At 62.9% G+C, this 15,635-nt stretch carries 12 protein-coding genes; 3 read left to right on the forward strand and 9 right to left on the reverse strand.

Annotation, left to right across the window (positions count from 1 at the left end):
• Positions 1–23 precede the first annotated feature (23 nt).
• The 8 genes from phaZ to CRO75_RS01580 all read right to left on the reverse strand — a co-directional run bounded on the left by phaZ (position 24) and on the right by CRO75_RS01580 (position 10,381).
• Positions 24–881 carry a poly(3-hydroxyalkanoate) depolymerase gene (gene phaZ / locus CRO75_RS01545; protein ID WP_097134236.1) on the reverse strand — a complete coding sequence of 286 codons (858 nt, stop codon included), beginning with the start codon at positions 879–881 and terminating at the stop codon, positions 24–26.
• 96 nt (positions 882–977) lie between these two features.
• Positions 978–2,657 (reverse strand): class II poly(R)-hydroxyalkanoic acid synthase, encoded by a 1,680-nt coding sequence (gene phaC / locus CRO75_RS01550; protein ID WP_097134237.1) that lies wholly within the window; start codon positions 2,655–2,657, stop codon positions 978–980.
• 258 nt (positions 2,658–2,915) lie between these two features.
• Positions 2,916–3,296 (reverse strand): DUF971 domain-containing protein, encoded by a 381-nt coding sequence (locus tag CRO75_RS01555; RefSeq protein WP_009041814.1) that lies wholly within the window; start codon positions 3,294–3,296, stop codon positions 2,916–2,918.
• A gap of 75 nt (positions 3,297–3,371) precedes the next feature.
• A complete protein-coding gene (hslU, locus tag CRO75_RS01560) occupies positions 3,372–4,712 on the reverse strand; it encodes an ATP-dependent protease ATPase subunit HslU (protein ID WP_007925868.1) in 1,341 nt (446 codons plus the stop codon).
• 57 nt (positions 4,713–4,769) lie between these two features.
• Positions 4,770–5,300 (reverse strand): ATP-dependent protease subunit HslV, encoded by a 531-nt coding sequence (hslV, locus tag CRO75_RS01565; protein ID WP_003186641.1) that lies wholly within the window; start codon positions 5,298–5,300, stop codon positions 4,770–4,772.
• Between the two features lie 199 nt (positions 5,301–5,499).
• A complete protein-coding gene (locus CRO75_RS01570; RefSeq protein ID WP_007925864.1) occupies positions 5,500–6,219 on the reverse strand; it encodes an SPOR domain-containing protein in 720 nt (239 codons plus the stop codon).
• A gap of 1 nt (position 6,220) precedes the next feature.
• A complete protein-coding gene (gene argS / locus CRO75_RS01575; RefSeq protein WP_092419006.1) occupies positions 6,221–7,957 on the reverse strand; it encodes an arginine--tRNA ligase in 1,737 nt (578 codons plus the stop codon).
• A 189-nt stretch (positions 7,958–8,146) separates the two neighbouring features.
• Positions 8,147–10,381 carry a primosomal protein N' gene (locus tag CRO75_RS01580; RefSeq protein ID WP_097134238.1) on the reverse strand — a complete coding sequence of 745 codons (2,235 nt, stop codon included), beginning with the start codon at positions 10,379–10,381 and terminating at the stop codon, positions 8,147–8,149.
• 169 nt (positions 10,382–10,550) lie between these two features.
• Between CRO75_RS01580 and rpmE the strand changes: the two genes are divergently transcribed.
• The 3 genes from rpmE to CRO75_RS01595 all read left to right on the forward strand — a co-directional run bounded on the left by rpmE (position 10,551) and on the right by CRO75_RS01595 (position 13,046).
• Positions 10,551–10,769, forward strand: a complete 219-nt coding sequence (gene rpmE / locus CRO75_RS01585) for a 50S ribosomal protein L31 (RefSeq protein ID WP_007925855.1) — start codon at positions 10,551–10,553, stop codon at positions 10,767–10,769.
• A gap of 41 nt (positions 10,770–10,810) precedes the next feature.
• Positions 10,811–11,593: a thermonuclease family protein gene (locus CRO75_RS01590; RefSeq protein WP_097134239.1), complete on the forward strand. Its 783-nt coding sequence runs from the start codon at positions 10,811–10,813 to the stop codon at positions 11,591–11,593.
• Between the two features lie 184 nt (positions 11,594–11,777).
• Positions 11,778–13,046, forward strand: coding sequence for a malic enzyme-like NAD(P)-binding protein (locus CRO75_RS01595; protein WP_097134240.1), 1,269 nt, complete (start codon positions 11,778–11,780; stop codon positions 13,044–13,046).
• A gap of 134 nt (positions 13,047–13,180) precedes the next feature.
• Here the strand turns inward: CRO75_RS01595 and CRO75_RS01600 are convergent, their stop codons facing one another.
• Positions 13,181–15,616, reverse strand: coding sequence for a penicillin-binding protein 1A (locus tag CRO75_RS01600; protein WP_177409714.1), 2,436 nt, complete (start codon positions 15,614–15,616; stop codon positions 13,181–13,183).
• Between the last annotated feature and the right edge of the window lie 19 nt (positions 15,617–15,635).

The raw sequence follows: 15,635 nt of genomic DNA on the forward strand, positions 1-15,635 counted from the left end.
ATCCTGTCGGCAGACGCTTTTTGCTACGTACCGCTGAACGGCATCGGATGCGGGTGCATCACTGCCCGTTGGCGTTCCTCCTCGAGGAATTTCATGATGATCGGCGCCACGGCTTCGGCCCGGGTAATCAGGAACAGGTGCCCGTCGTCGATGATGTGTAGCTGGGCATTGGGAATGCGCCACGCCAGCATGCGCATGTTGATCAGCGGGATCAGCGGGTCGTCGTCGCCGGCCAGTATCAGGGTCGGCTGGTGGATCTTGTGCAGCCAGTGGATGCTGGTCCAGCCGAGGCCGGCGAACAATTGCCAGTAGTAGCCCAGTTTGCCTGCCGAGCGGACCTTGCTGGCATGTTCGGCGGCGAGGTTGGGATCACGGCGGAACGAGCCGCCGTAGATCAGGGGGGCGATGCGGATCACATGGGAGGGCTGGATGTAGCGCCGTGGGCTGGCCATCATCCACAGCACCTTGGGTTTGCCCGGCACCATGAAGGCGCCTGCGGCGGTGGCGGCCAGCACCAGTTTCTTGCAGCGTTCGGGGTAGTCGTAGGCGAACTGCTGGGCCAGCGCCCCGCCCCAGGACACCCCGACCACATTGACCTGCCCATAGTCGAGGTAATCGAGCATGCGCGCGGTCAACTTGGCCAGGCCGGGAAAACGATAGGGGCAGCTCGGCGTCGAGGAGCCACCCACGCCCGGTACGTCGAAGGCGATGACTTCCAGGTCCGGGTCCAGAGCCTGGACGAATGGAAACACCAGCTCCAGGTTGGCGCCGATACCATTGAAGATCAGCAAGGGTGTCAAGTGAGGCTTGCCTGGGCGTACCGCGGTACGGATGGTCTGGCCATCCAGGTCGACGGTGCGAAAGATGAACGGTTGAGGCATGCCTTGGCCCTGTTGGTGGAATCGTTGCCTGTAGGAGAGAGTCGCTTGCGCAGCAGCATGCTCGCAAGCGGCTCGATCCTACAGGCTTGCTATCGGTTAACGTTCATGGACATAAGTACCCGGCGCCGCCTCGGCCGCTGGATACGCCTTGTTGCCGAGAATGCTCGGCGTCTTTTTCAGTTTGCCCGAACGCTCCGCCTGCCAAGCCTGCCAGTGCAGCCACCAGGAGTCGGTGTGCTTGGTCGAGTTTTCCTGCCAGGCGTCGGCGCTGGGCGGCATCTCTTCGCTGGTCATGTAGCGCGACTTGGGGTTGCCCGGCGGATTCAGGATGCTCTGGATATGCCCGCTGCTGGAGAGGACGAATTCGACCTTACCGCCGAACAGCTGGGCCGACTTATAGCAGGACTTCCACGGGGTGATGTGGTCGTTGGTGCCAGCCAGGGAGAAGATGTCGGTGGTGACCTGCTTCAGGTCGATCGGCGTGCCGCACACTTCCAGTGCATTGGGGCGGATCAGCGGATTGTTTTTGAACATTTCGATCAGGTCGCCGTGGAAGGCCGCGGGCAACCGGGTGGTGTCGTTGTTCCAGAACAGGATGTCGAACACCGGCGGCTCGTTGCCCAGCAGGTAGTTGTTCACCCAGTAGTTCCAGATCAAGTCGTTGGGCCGCATCCAGGCGAAGACCTTGGCCATGTCGCGGCCTTCCAGCACGCCGGCCTGATAGGAGTGACGCTTGGCGGCCTCCAGGGTCTGCTCGTCGACGAACAGCGCCACCTGGGTATCGAGGGTGGTATCGAGCACGCTGACCAGCAGGGTCAGGGCATTGACCTTCTTCTCGCCCAAGGCTGCGTAGTGCCCCAGCAGCGCGGTGCAGGTGATGCCGCCGGAGCAGGCACCGAGCATGTTCACGTCCTTGCTGCCGGTAATGGCGGTGACCACATCGACCGCTTCTTTCAGCGCTTCGATGTAGGTCGACAGGCCCCACTCGCGCTGCGCCTTGGTCGGGTTGCGCCAACTGACGATAAAGGTCTGCACGCCATTGCGCAGGCAGAAGCGCGCCAGGCTCTTGTCCGGGCTGAGGTCGAAGATATAGAACTTGTTGATCTGTGGCGGGACCACCAGCAGCGGGCGCTCGTGCACCTGTTCGGTCACCGGGCGGTACTGGATCAGTTCCAACACGTCGTTGCGAAACACCACTGCGCCTTCACTGGTGCCCAGGTTCTTGCCGATCTCGAAGGCGTCCATGTTGACCTGGCTCGGCATGCCGCCGTTGTGCACCAGGTCCTTGGCCAGATGGGAGAGGCCATCGAGCAGGCTTTTACCGCCGGTTTCGAAGAAACGTTTGACTGCCGCGGGGTTGGCGGCGGTGTTGGTCGGCGCCATGGCTTCGGTCATCAGGTTGATGACGAAGTGGCCGCGACTGATGTCCTGTTCGGAGAGGTTGCTCTGGCCGATCCAGTCGTGAAGCTCCTTGCGCCACGCCAGGTAGGTTTGCAGATAACGCTTGTACAGTGGGTTCTGGCTCCAGGCCGGATCGTTGAAGCGACGGTCATCGCTCTCCGGCTGCAGCGTCGATTTTCCGAACATCACGTTCTTCAATTCGACGCCGAAATGGGCCACATGTTTGGCGCTGTGCAGCGGTTGTCTGATGGCCTGGGTCAGCACCATACGAGCAGAGGTAAGCAGATCTTTCCGACGTAAACCGATGACAGGATTCAGGCCCAGAGTGTTTTCCGAGGCTTGGCGTTTCAGGTCATCGTTATTCTTGTTACTCATCTACGACGCTCCATTGTCCTGAGACGAGTACCGGACCTGCTGTGTAGTCACACAGCAAAGATGCCAGGTACTACTGCTCGGGTGACCGTTGATTCTGCATTACTGCTTTTTTGTTCAGAGAACACTGCAGGGAACTTGCCAGCTCCATTGGTTACCCGAGTTTAATTTTTTTCGCAAGCAGGCCAATCGTTGGCCATGCAGCCCAGCATTCAAACAGATGAATCTAGAAAATGCCCTCTAAAGCTTCAGAGGTCTGATCTAGAGCATCAGCTTGACGATAGACTCATTTGGATCGCGGGACTTTCCGGCTGCTTGAAGTTCGGCAAGATAATCCTTCCACAGATCGTCCTGACGCACCGCCAACTGGTACAGGTAGTCCCAAGTGAACAGGCCGCTGTCATGTCCGTCATCGAAGGTCAATTTCAGTGCGTACTGACCGGCCGGTTCGACCTTGGTCAGGCCGACGCCGATCTTGCCAAATTGCAGGATGGGTTTGCCGTGGCCCTGGACCTCGGCGGAGGGGGAGTGCACCCGCAGGAATTCGGCGGGCAGGTGATAGACCTCATCTGGCGCGTAGGTCAGCGTCAGGGTTTTCGAGGCTTTGTGCAGGTTGATGGCGGTGGGAAGTCGAGTGGTCATGGGGCAGCCTGCGGTCCGTCTGTACAAGGAATCCCCGCGGCAGCGAGCTTGCTCGCTGCCGCGGGAACGTGCTCGCTACAGGATATAACGGGACAGGTCTTCGTTCTGCGCCAATTCGCCCAGGTGGCTGTTGACGTAGGCGGCGTCGATGCGGATCGGCTCTTCGTTGTGGGCGCTGGCCAGGTCGCCGGCGCTGAACGACACCTCTTCGAGCAAGCGCTCGAGCAGGGTGTGCAGGCGACGGGCACCGATGTTCTCGGTCTTCTCGTTGACCTGCCAGGCGATCTCCGCCAGGCGCTTGATACCGTCCGCCTGGAACTCGATGACCAAGCCTTCGGTTTTCAGCAGCTCGCGGTATTGCTCGGTCAGGGAGGCGTGAGGCTCGCTGAGAATCCGCTCGAAGTCTTCCGGTGACAGCGCCTTGAGCTCGACACGGATCGGCAGGCGGCCTTGCAGCTCGGGCACCAGGTCGCTTGGCTTGCTCAGGTGGAACGCGCCGGAAGCGATGAACAGGATGTGGTCGGTCTTGACCATGCCCAGCTTGGTGTTGACGGTGCAGCCCTCGATCAGCGGCAGCAGGTCGCGCTGGACGCCTTCGCGAGAGACGTCGACGCCACCGGAGTTACCGCGCTTGGCAACCTTGTCGATTTCGTCGATGAATACGATGCCGTGCTGTTCGACCGCTTCCAGGGCCTTGGCCTTGAGTTCTTCATCGTTGACCAGGCGGCTGGCTTCTTCGTCGCGGATCAGCTTGAGCGCGTCCTTGATCTTGAGCTTGCGGTTCTTGCGCTGGCCCTTGCCCATGTTGGCGAAGAGGCTCTGCAGCTGGTTGGTCATCTCTTCCATGCCCGGTGGTGCGGAAATGTCGACGCCGCTGACTTCAGCCACTTCGATCTCGATTTCCTTGTCATCCAGCTGGCCTTCGCGCAAGCGCTTGCGGAACAGCTGGCGGGTGTTGGAGTCCTGGGCCGGGGCAGCGTCCTCGTTGCTGAAGCCCATGCGCGCCGGCGGCAGCAGGGCATCGAGGATGCGTTCTTCGGCGGCGTCTTCGGCGCGGTGGCGCACGCGGGTCATTTCCTGTTCGCGGAACAGTTTGATCGCGGCATCGGCCAGGTCGCGGATGATCGATTCAACGTCGCGGCCGACATAACCGACTTCGGTGAACTTGGTCGCTTCGACCTTGATGAACGGAGCGTTGGCCAGCTTGGCCAGGCGCCGGGCGATCTCGGTCTTGCCGACGCCGGTCGGGCCGATCATCAGGATGTTCTTCGGGGTCACTTCGACACGCAGCTCTTCAGGCAGCTGCATGCGGCGCCAGCGGTTACGCAGCGCGATGGCGACGGCGCGCTTGGCATCGTCCTGGCCGATGATATGGCGGTTGAGTTCGTGGACGATTTCGCGGGGAGTCATGGGCATAGTAATTGGCGGTCCTCAAGCAAGAATGAATGCCGTGGCGCGATGGCCGAAACAGGCTTATTCCGCGAGATCCTGCTCCTCAATGGTCTGGGTGTGGTTGGTGAATACGCAGATGTCGCCGGCGATGCCCAAGGCGGTTTCGACGATTTCGCGGGCCGACAGGTCGGTTTTCTTCAGCAGGGCGCTGGCCGCGGCCTGGGCGTAGGCGCCGCCGGAGCCCATGGCGATCAGGCCGTCTTCCGGCTCGACCACGTCACCGTTGCCGGTGATGATCAAGGAGGCGTCCTTGTTGGCGACCGCGAGCATGGCTTCGAGGCGGCTGAGGGAGCGATCGGTACGCCATTCCTTGGCCAGTTCGACGGCGGCGCGTACCAGATGCCCCTGATGCTTCTCAAGCTGGCCTTCGAAGCGTTCGAACAGGGTGAAGGCGTCAGCGGTGGCCCCGGCAAAGCCGGCGATGACCTGGCCGTGATACAGGCGGCGAACCTTTTTCGCGTTGCCTTTCATCACGGTATTGCCGAGGGAAACCTGGCCGTCGCCGCCCATGACGACTTTGCCGTGGCGGCGGACTGAAACGATGGTGGTCAAGGGGAGAGTCTCCACGCTGCGGGGCGAAAATGCCCTGATGGGAACTCATATGGGGGTGACGCGGGGTTTTTCAACTGCGCTGGGGGTTGTGGGACGAGCGGTATTTCTTGGCGGGAGGGTGGGAGCCGGGGAGGGCGCCATCGCGGGCAAGTCCGCTCCTGCTGGGGATGCGGAACGGACTTGCTCGCGATCGGCCGTCTTAGCGGCTCTGGCGCTGTTGTAACAGCAGGTTGCTGAAGCCGGCGCCGGCCAGTTGCTTCTGCGCGGTGGTCAGCTGTTCGCGGTTGCTGAACGGGCCGACCAGTACGCGGTACCAGGTCTCGTCCTTGACGGTGCCGGACTCGACGGACACCGATTGCCCCAGCAGGATGATCTGCGCGCGGACCTTGTCGGCATCGGTCTGCTTGCGGAACGAACCGGCCTGCAGGAAGAACCTGGTCACTGGCGCGGCCTTCGCCACCTGTGCCACTGGTGGTGCGGGCGGCGGGGTGATGCCGGCCAGGGCCGCCTGGGCCCGCGCGGTGTCGATCTTCGCCGCTTCCGCCGGGGTCACCGGCGTGGTCGGAACCACCGGCGCGGTCTGCGGCGTCGGCAGGGTTTTTTCCGGCACGGCTTCCGGCGGCACTATCACTTCCGATTCCGGCAGCAGGGTGTAGAAGTCGTACTTGGGCTTCACCGGTTGCTGCGGGCTCGGCGGGGTCTTGTTGGCCTCGGCGATCTTGGTGGTTTTCTGTTGCTCCAGCCGCTCGCGCTTGACGCTGTCACCGCCCTTGCCCGGCTCCAGCTTCATCAGGAACACGATGAAGGCGCCCACGGCCAGGCCGATGGCCATCCACAACCAACCCGGGATCGGTTGCTTCGCAGGAGCTTGGTAACGGCTGGCGCCACGCTTGGGTGCAGGTTTTTTCTTGGCAGCCAACTTACATTTGCTCCAGAACTTTCAGGCCCAGCAACTCCAGACCTTGCTTGAGGGTACGACGGGTCAGCTCGGTGAGGCGCAAGCGACTCTGCATCTGCGTCGGCGATTCGGCACTGAGGATCGGGCAGTTCTCGTAGAAGCTGGAGAACAGCCCGGCCACGTCGTACAGGTAAGTGCACAGGATGTGCGGCGTACCCTTGTCGGCCACGTTGTTCAGCACTTCGCCGAACTGCGCCAGCTTGGCCGCCAGCTCCAGCTCCTGGGCGGCTTCGAGGGTGATCTGCCCCTGCACTTCGCTGAAGTCCTTGCCCAGCTTGCGGAACACACCGGCGGCACGGGTGTAGGCATACAGCAGGTAAGGCGCGGTGTTGCCTTCGAAGTTCAGCATCAGGTCGAAGTTGAAGCTGTAGTCGCTGGTGCGGTGCTTGGACAGGTCGGCGTATTTCACCGAGTCGATGCCCACCACCTTGGCGATGTTGCGCAGATCGGCCTCGGCCAGCTCCGGGTTCTTTTCCTTGACCAGGCTGTAGGCGCGCTCTTCGGCTTCGGTCAGCAGGTCGATCAGCTTCACGGTGCCGCCGTCGCGGGTCTTGAACGGACGGCCGTCGGCGCCGTTCATGGTGCCGAAGCCCATGTGCTCCATGTCCATCGGGTGGGTCACGAAGCCGGCCTTGCGGGCCACCGCGAACACTTGCTGGAAGTGCAGGGCCTGGCGCTGGTCGACGAAGTACAGCGCGCGGTCGGCCTTGAGCTTGCCGCTGCGGTAGCGCACGGCGGCCAGGTCGGTGGTGGCGTACAGGTAGCCGCCGTCGGCCTTGACGATGATCACCGGTAGCGGCTCGCCTTCGGCATTCTTGAACTCGTCGAGGAACACGCACTGGGCGCCGTTGCTCTCGACCAGCATGCCCTTGGCCTTGAGGTCGTTGACCACGTTGATCAGGTCGTCGTTGTAGGCGCTCTCGCCCATCACGTCGGCCATGGTCAGTTTGACGTTCAGCAGTTCGTAGATCTTCTGGCAGTGGGACAGGGAGATGTCCTTGAACTTGGTCCACAGTTCCAGGCAGTCCGCGTCACCGGCCTGCAGCTTGACCACCAGGCCGCGGGCACGGTCGGCGAACTCTTCGGATTCGTCGAAGCGCTGCTTGGCGGCGCGGTAGAAGTTTTCCAGGTCCGACAGCTCGTCGCTGTTGATCGGGTTTTCCTGCAGGTAGGCCATCAGCATGCCGAACTGGGTACCCCAGTCGCCCACATGGTTCTGGCGGATCACGGTATCGCCGAGAAACTCCAGGACCCGCGCCACGCCGTCGCCAATGATGGTTGAGCGCAGGTGGCCGACGTGCATCTCTTTGGCCAGGTTCGGTGCCGACAGGTCGACCACGGTGCGTTGCAACGCGCCGGCCTTGCGCACGCCGAGGTGGGCGTCGGCGAGGGCGGCATCCAGGCGGGTGGCCAGGGCCTGGGTGTTCTGGAAGAAGTTGATGAAGCCGGGGCCGGCGATCTCGGCCTTGCTGACCTGTTCGTCGGCGGGCAGGGCGGCGATGATTTTTTCCGCCAGGTCGCGTGGTTTCATGCCGGCCGGCTTGGCCAGCATCATGGCGATGTTGCTGGCGAAGTCGCCGTGGGTCTTGTCGCGGGAGTTTTCTACCTGGATCGCCGGCGTCAGGCCTTCTGGCAACACACCTTCGGTGACGAGTTGGGTGATGGCTTGCTGGATGAGCTGGCGAATGGTGTCTTTCATGGTCTTCTCTTTCAACCGCTGGCGCGGCGGCGCTTCGATGCGCAGGTGGAAAAACTGGACATTATCCGTTGCGAAGACGGGCTTGCCAACTATAGCGGGCCGCTTGTGGATATGCGGTGGCTATTCGGGCCACATCGCAGGCAAGCCTCGCTTACAGAGGTGCACTTGCCTGAGATGGCCGTTCTTCTATCAATACAGGTCTACAGGGTCAACATCCAGCGACCAGCGTACCTGGCGCCCGCTGGGCATCTGTTCCAGCACCAGCAGCCAGTGACTCAACAGCTTGTGCAGCGGCGCCCGGGCATTGGCCTGTAACAGCAGTTGCGCGCGATAACGCCCGGCGCGGCGCTCCATGGGCGCCGGTACCGGCCCCAGCAATTCGATACCGCCCAGGTTCATCTCGGCCAGCAAGCGCTCGGCCTCGCTGCAGGCTTCGTCGAGGAAGCCTTCGGCCTGTCCCGGCTTGTGCGCCTCGGCGCGCAGCAGCGCCAGATGGGCGAACGGCGGCAGGCCGGCGGCGCGACGTTCGCTCAAGGCCTGTTCGGCAAAGGCGAAGTAACCCTGCTCGGTCAGCTGCACCAGCAGCGGATGGTCGGCCAGGTGGGTCTGGATGATCACCTTGCCCGGCTCTTCGGCCCGCCCGGCCCGTCCGGCGACCTGGACGATCAGCTGCGCCATGCGTTCGCTGGCGCGGAAGTCGCCGGAGAACAGGCCGCCGTCGGCATCGAGGATCGAGACCAGGGTCACCCGCGGGAAGTGGTGCCCCTTGGCGAGCATCTGGGTGCCCACGAGGATGCAGGGCTGGCCCTTCTGGATGGTGGCGAACAACTGGTTCATCGCGTCCTTGCGCGAAGTGCTGTCGCGATCGACCCGCAGCACCGGGTAGTCCGGGAACAGGATCGCCAGCCGCTCCTCGGCGCGCTCGGTGCCGGCACCGACCGGGCGCAAGTCGACCTTGCCGCATTTCGGGCAATGCCGCGGCACGCGCTCGGAGTGACCGCAGTGGTGGCAGCGCAGCTCGCCGTAGCGCTGGTGCACAGTCATCCGCGCGTCGCAGCGTTCGCACTCGGACATCCAGCCGCAGTCGTGGCACAGCAGGGTCGGCGCGAAACCACGGCGATTGAGGAACACCAGCACCTGCTGGCCTGCCGCCAGGGTCTGGCCGATGGCTTGTTGCATGGGGCCGGAAATGCCGCTGTCCAGCGGCCGGCTCTTCACATCCAGGCGCAGGAAGCGCGGCTGCTTGGCGCCGCCGGCCCGCTCGTTCAGCCGCAACAGGCCATAACGGCCGGTGTAGGCGTTGTGCAGGCTTTCCATCGACGGGGTGGCGGAGCCCAGCACGATAGGGATGTTTTCCTGGCGGGCGCGGACCAGGGCCAGGTCGCGGGCGTGGTAGCGCAGGCCTTCCTGCTGTTTATAGGAACCGTCGTGTTCTTCATCGATGATGATCAGCCCGGGGTTCTTCATCGGCGTGAACAGTGCCGAGCGGGTGCCGATAATAATGTCGGCCTCGCCGTCGCGGGCCGCCAGCCAGGCATCCAGGCGCTCGCGGTCGTTGACCGCCGAGTGCAGCAGGGCGATGCGGGCGTTGAAACGTTGTTCGAAGCGCGCCAGGGTCTGCGGGCCGAGGTTGATTTCCGGGATCAGCACCAGCGCCTGCTTGCCGGCTTCCAGGGTTTCGCGGATCAGCTGCAGATAGACTTCGGTCTTGCCGCTGCCGGTGACCCCGGCCAGCAGGAAGGCATGATAGCTGTCGAAGCCGGAGCGGATGGCCTCATAGGCGGCGCGCTGTTCGCTGTTGAGCGGCAGTTCCGGCTGGGCCAGCCAATGTTCATGGCGTTCGCCCGGGGCGTGCCGACGGACTTCCACCTGCACCAGCTCCTTGGCCAGCAACAGGTCCAGGCTGTCTTTGCTCAGCATCAGCTTGCTCAGCATCAGCTTGCTCAGCAATTGGTGGGCGACGCCGTGAGGGTGCTGGGCCAGGGTCGCCAGGGCTTCGCGCTGGCGTGGGGCGCGGGCGATGCGTGGGTCGTCGAGACTGGCGCCGGGGCTGACCGACCAGAAGCGTTCCTGCCGAGCCTCGGCCGGCTCGCCCTGGCGCAGCAGGACCGGCAGCGCCCAGCTCAGGGTGTCGCCGAGGCTGTGTTGGTAGTACTGCGCGGTCCAAAGGCACAGCTTGAACAGCGCGGGCGGCAGCGGCGGGGTGGTGTCCAGCAGGGCCAGTGCCGGCTTGAGTTTCTCGACCGGGACTTCGCTGCTGTCAGTGACCTCGACCAGGATGCCGATCATTTCCCGGCGACCGAACGGCACTCGCAGGCGCATGCCCGGATGCAGCTGGGTGCGCAGTACGCCGGCAGGGGCCCGGTAATCGAACAGGCGGCGCAGGGGGGAGGGCAGGGCGAGGCGCAAAATGGCGTCGGGCACGCGGGGAAATCTCATTGAACGGGCGGTGAAGAAGGCCCGGAGCCTAGCAGACGGTCGGTGCAAGGGACAGCTTGCGTGATCGCAAAGGTCTGGTAGAATCCGCGGCCTAATTACGTGCGGTATTCAACAATAGTGTTGGGTGGCGGCACGCTAGCCTGAGGAAGACACCATGAAAGCCGATATCCATCCAGAATACCCAGCAGTTGCCGTAACCTGCAGCTGCGGCAACAAGTTCGAAACTCGTTCGACCTTCGCTAAGCCGCTGGCGATCGACGTTTGCAACGAATGCCACCCGTTCTACACCGGTAAGCAGAAGACTCTGGATACCGGCGGCCGCGTTCAGAAGTTCGCCGACCGTTTCGGCGCTTTTGGCGCGAAAAAGGCCTAAGGCTGATCGGTCTGGAAAGCTGTTTCAGCTTCTCCTCGCTGATGAAAAAGGCGTCCCTTGCGGGCGCCTTTTTTGTGTCCGCGATTTGGCTCTCCAGCGCCCAGGCGTTCTGCCCGGCGCCGGTCGGGCTGGCCTCTGTGCAGGTCCAGCGGGTGGTCGATGGAGACACCTTGCGTCTCGTCGATGGCCGCAGCGTGCGCATGATCGGCCTCAATGCGCCGGAACTGGGTAAGAAGGGCCGCACCGACGAGCCCTTCGCGGTTGCCGCCCGCCAGCGCCTGCAGGCGTTGGTGAAGGCCAGCAACGGTCGGGTCGGCCTGCTTCCCGGTCGGGAAAGCAGGGATCACTATGGGCGGACCCTGGCCCATGTCTATGGTGCCGATGGCGCCAACCTTGAGGCGCAATTGCTTGCCGAAGGCCTGGGCTACCAGGTGGCGGTCGCGCCGAACGTCGATTTGTTCAGCTGCCAGCAAGCCGCCGAGCGTAGCGCCCGGCAGGCCCGGCTGGGGCTGTGGCGGCAATCGTCTGTACTGAAAGCGGATCAGATAAAGGCCTCCGGATTTGCGCTGCTCAGTGGTCGGGTGAGCAAGGTGCAACGCAATCGGGGTGGTGTCTGGATCGAATTGCAGGATTCGGTTGTATTGCGCATTGCGCCCAATCTGCTTGGCCAATTCGATGGCGTGCAGTTGGATCGCCTGCCGGGGCGGCAGATCGAGGCGCGCGGCTGGGTGCTCGATCGTTCACGAAGGGGTGGTTTGAAATCGGGTCAGGCGCGCTGGATGTTGCCGTTGACCCATCCCGGAATGTTCCAGCTGGTTCTATAAATAAAAAATTGTAGACATTTTTTATTTCGATTGTGAACAGTCTATCCCTTGTGTTCCGTGGCTCTTGGCCCAAAGTCGTAGCCTGCGGGCCTTGACAGGGGTGACTGGTCAGTCTTGTAGGGACTTTGCGACACGCGTATCCTCGGCGGTCCGTCTGTCCAACAGTAAAAAGCGGAATGCCCACATGTCTGATTTGAAAACTGCCGCTCTCGAATATCACGCCCATCCCCGTCCAGGGAAACTGAGTGTCGAGCTCACCAAGGCCACCGCTACCGCCCGCGACCTGTCGCTGGCCTACAGCCCCGGCGTAGCCGAACCAGTACGCGAAATCGCCCGCGATCCTGAGCTGGCCTACAAATACACCGGCAAGGGCAACCTGGTTGCAGTCATTTCCGATGGCACCGCGATTCTCGGCCTGGGTAACCTCGGCCCGCTGGCCTCCAAGCCGGTGATGGAGGGCAAGGGCGTGCTGTTCAAGCGCTTCGCCGGCATCGACGTATTCGACATCGAAGTCGACTCCGAAAGCCCGCAAGCCTTCATCGACACCGTCAAGCGCATCTCCATCACTTTCGGTGGCATCAACCTGGAAGACATCAAGGCGCCAGAGTGCTTCGAGATCGAGCGCGCCCTGATCGAGCAGTGCGACATTCCGGTATTCCACGATGACCAGCACGGCACCGCTATCGTGACCGCGGCCGGCATGATCAACGCCCTGGAAATCGCTGGCAAAACCCTGTCGGACGCGAAGATCGTCTGCCTGGGCGCCGGTGCCGCCGCCATCTCCTGCATGAAGCTGCTGGTGAGCATGGGCGCCCAGATCGAAAACATCTTCATGGTCGACCGTACCGGCGTGATCCACTCCGAGCGCGACGACTTGAACCAGTACAAGGCGGTCTTCGCCCACACGACCGACAAGCGCACCCTGGCTGACGCCCTCAAAGGTGCCGACGTGTTCGTTGGCCTGTCCGGCCCGAACCTGCTGAGCGCCGAAGGCCTGAGCTCCATGGCTGCCAACCCGATCGTGTTCGCCTGCTCGAACCCAGATCCGGAAATCGCCCCGGAACTGGCGCACGCCACCCGCAACGACGTGATCATGGCCACCGGTCGTTCGGACTACCCGAACCAGGTCAACAACGTGCTGGGCTTCCCGTTCATCTTCCGTGGTGCCCTGGACGTTCGCGCCAAGCGCATCAACGAAGAAATGAAAGTGGCCGCGGCCAACGCCCTGCGCGAACTGGCCAAGCTGCCGGTGCCTCAGGAAGTGTGCGACGCCTACGGCGGCATCAAGCTGGAATTCGGTCGTGAGTACATCATTCCGAAGCCGATGGATGCCCGTCTGATCACCGTGATCTCCGATGCTGTGGCCAAGGCCGCGATCGAGACCGGCGTGGCGACCCTGCCGTATCCGAAGAACTACCCGCTCAAAAGCGTGGATGACGTGTTCAACGGCTAATAGCAGCCCATAAAAAAACCCGGCCTTCGAGCCGGGTTTTTTTATGGGGAAGTTTCAAGCCTCAAGCTGCAAGAGAAAGGCGGCGCCGCTCTGCTCTTTCTTGCCGCTTGAAGCTTGCAGCTTGCGACTGCTCTCTAGAACAGATCGATCGGTGCCGACTCGTCCGCCGGCAGCGGGCTGCCAGGAGCGTAGCCATTGCCCAGTTCGTTGACTGAAGGTGGGGTGTCTTCGCTCTTGAACAGTTCGAAGTAGGCGTTCGGCGTGCCCGGTGTCGCGGCGCGGCCGCTGACCGGGTCGACCCGCAGGCTGAGAATGCCTTCCGGCTCGGCCTGGGTATGGGCCGGCTTGTCCTTGAGGGCGGCGCCCATGTAGTTCATCCAGATCGGCAGGGCCACGGTGCCGCCGTACTCGCGGCGTCCCAGGCTTTCCGGCTGGTCGAAACCGGTCCAGACCGTGGTCACGTAGTCGGCGTTGTAGCCGGAGAACCAGGCGTCCTTGGATTCGTTGGTGGTCCCGGTCTTGCCGGCCAGGTCGGTGCGGCCCAGGGCCAGGGCGCGTCGCCCGGTGCCGAGTTTGATCACGTCTTCCAGCATGCTGTTGAGGATGTAGGTGGTGCGGCCATCGATGATGCGTTCGGCCACCGCAGGTGCCTGTACAGGGGCCTGGCCCGGGGTTTCGCCAGGGACGTTGTCCACCGTGAAGCCCTGCTGCGCCGGTGCCGCGATCCCGCTGCTGGCCGTGTTGCCAGCCGGTACGCTCGGCGGGTTGGCGGTGAACAGGGTTTCGCCGTTGCGGCTTTCGATCTTGTCGATGATGTACGGCGTGACCTTGTAGCCGCCGTTGGCGAACACGCTCCAGCCAGTGGCGATTTCCATCGGGGTCAGGGTCGCGGTGCCCAGGGCCAGCGACAGGTTGCGCGGCAGGTCCTGTTTGTTGAAGCCGAACTTGCTGATGTAGTCGATGGTGCGGTCCACGCCCAGGCTCTGCAGGAGGCGGATCGAAACCAGGTTGCGCGACTTGTACAGCGCCTCGCGCATGCGGATCGGGCCGAGGAAGGTGTTGGTGTCGTTTTTCGGACGCCAGACCTTGTCCAGGTACTCGTCGACGAACACGATCGGCGCGTCGTTCACCAGGCTGGCGGCGGTGTAGCCATTGTCCAGCGCGGCGCTATAGACGAACGGCTTGAAGCTGGAACCGGGTTGGCGCTTGGCCTGCAGCGCCCGGTTGTAGTTGCTCTGCTCGAAGGCGAAGCCACCCACCAGCGAGCGAATGGCGCCGTTTTGCGGATCGAGGGACACCAGCGCGCCTTGAACGACCGGGATCTGGCGGAACTTGAGCGAGTTGTCTGCCTGGCGCTGCACGCGAATCAGGTCGCCGACCTGGGCGACATCGCTCGGCTGCTTGGGAGCGGCGCCCATGCTGTTGGTGTTCAGGAACGGGCGCGCCCATTTCATGCTGTCCCAACCTACGTGCTCTTCGCCGGTGCGGGTCAGTACCTGCAGGCCGTTCTTGTCGACCTGGGTGACGATCGCCGGTTCCAGGCCGCTGATGCTGCGTTGCTTGGTCAGTTCCTGGGCCCAGGCGGCGTGGGTCTTGCCGGGCAGGCGCGACTCGGGGCCGCGATAGCCATGGCGCTGGTCGTAGGTGATCAGGCCTTCATGGACGGCGGTGTTGGCCAGTTCCTGCAGGTCGCTCGGCACCGTGGTGGTGACGCGGAAACCTTCGGTATAGGCATCGCTGCCGTAACGCCCGACCATCTCGGCGCGAGCCATTTCGGCGATGTACGGTGCGTTCACTTCCGGCGTCGGCACGTGATAGCTGGCGTTCAGCGGCTCGTTGATCGCCGCGGTGTAGTCCGCCTCGCTGATCTTGCCGAGCTTGTACATGCGCCCGAGGATCCAGTCGCGACGCTCTTTACTGCGCGCCGGGTTGGCCAGCGGGTTGAAGCGCGACGGTGCCTTGGGCAGGCCGGCGATCATCGCCATCTGCGCCAGGCTGACATCGCGAATCGACTTGCCGTAATACACCTGGGCCGCGGCCTCGATGCCGTAGGCGCGGTTACCCAGGTAGATCTTGTTGACGTACAGCTCGAGGATCTCGTCCTTGGTCAGTTGGCGCTCGATTTGCAGGGCCAGGAGGATCTCGGTGGTCTTGCGCGAGAAGCTGCGTTCGCTGCTCAGGAAGAAGTTCTTCGCCACCTGCATGGTGATGGTGCTGCCGCCGGACTGGATGTGCCCGCTCTTGACCAGTTGGGTCGCGGCACGCATCAGGCTGCTGGGATCGACGCCGTAGTGGTTGGCGAAATTGTCGTCTTCAGCACTTAGTAACGCATTAATGAAGTTGGGGGGAATGTCGGCGAAACGGATTGGAGTGCGGCGCATTTCGCCGAATTCTGCAATCAACTTGCCGTCGCTGCTGTACACCCGCAGGGGAATCTGCAACTGGATACTTCTGAGCGCCTCTACCGACGGTAACCCAGGACTAAGATAGAGAAACGCGCCGGAGAGAGCGAGGAGCAGCCCGCAGAACACAGCGACGATGGACCACCCGAAAAACTTCAGCAGACGAATCAAGGCTTTTGGATTTCCA

This window comes from Pseudomonas sp. LAMO17WK12:I10 (genome assembly GCF_900215185.1).
Classification (GTDB): domain Bacteria; phylum Pseudomonadota; class Gammaproteobacteria; order Pseudomonadales; family Pseudomonadaceae; genus Aquipseudomonas; species Aquipseudomonas chlororaphis.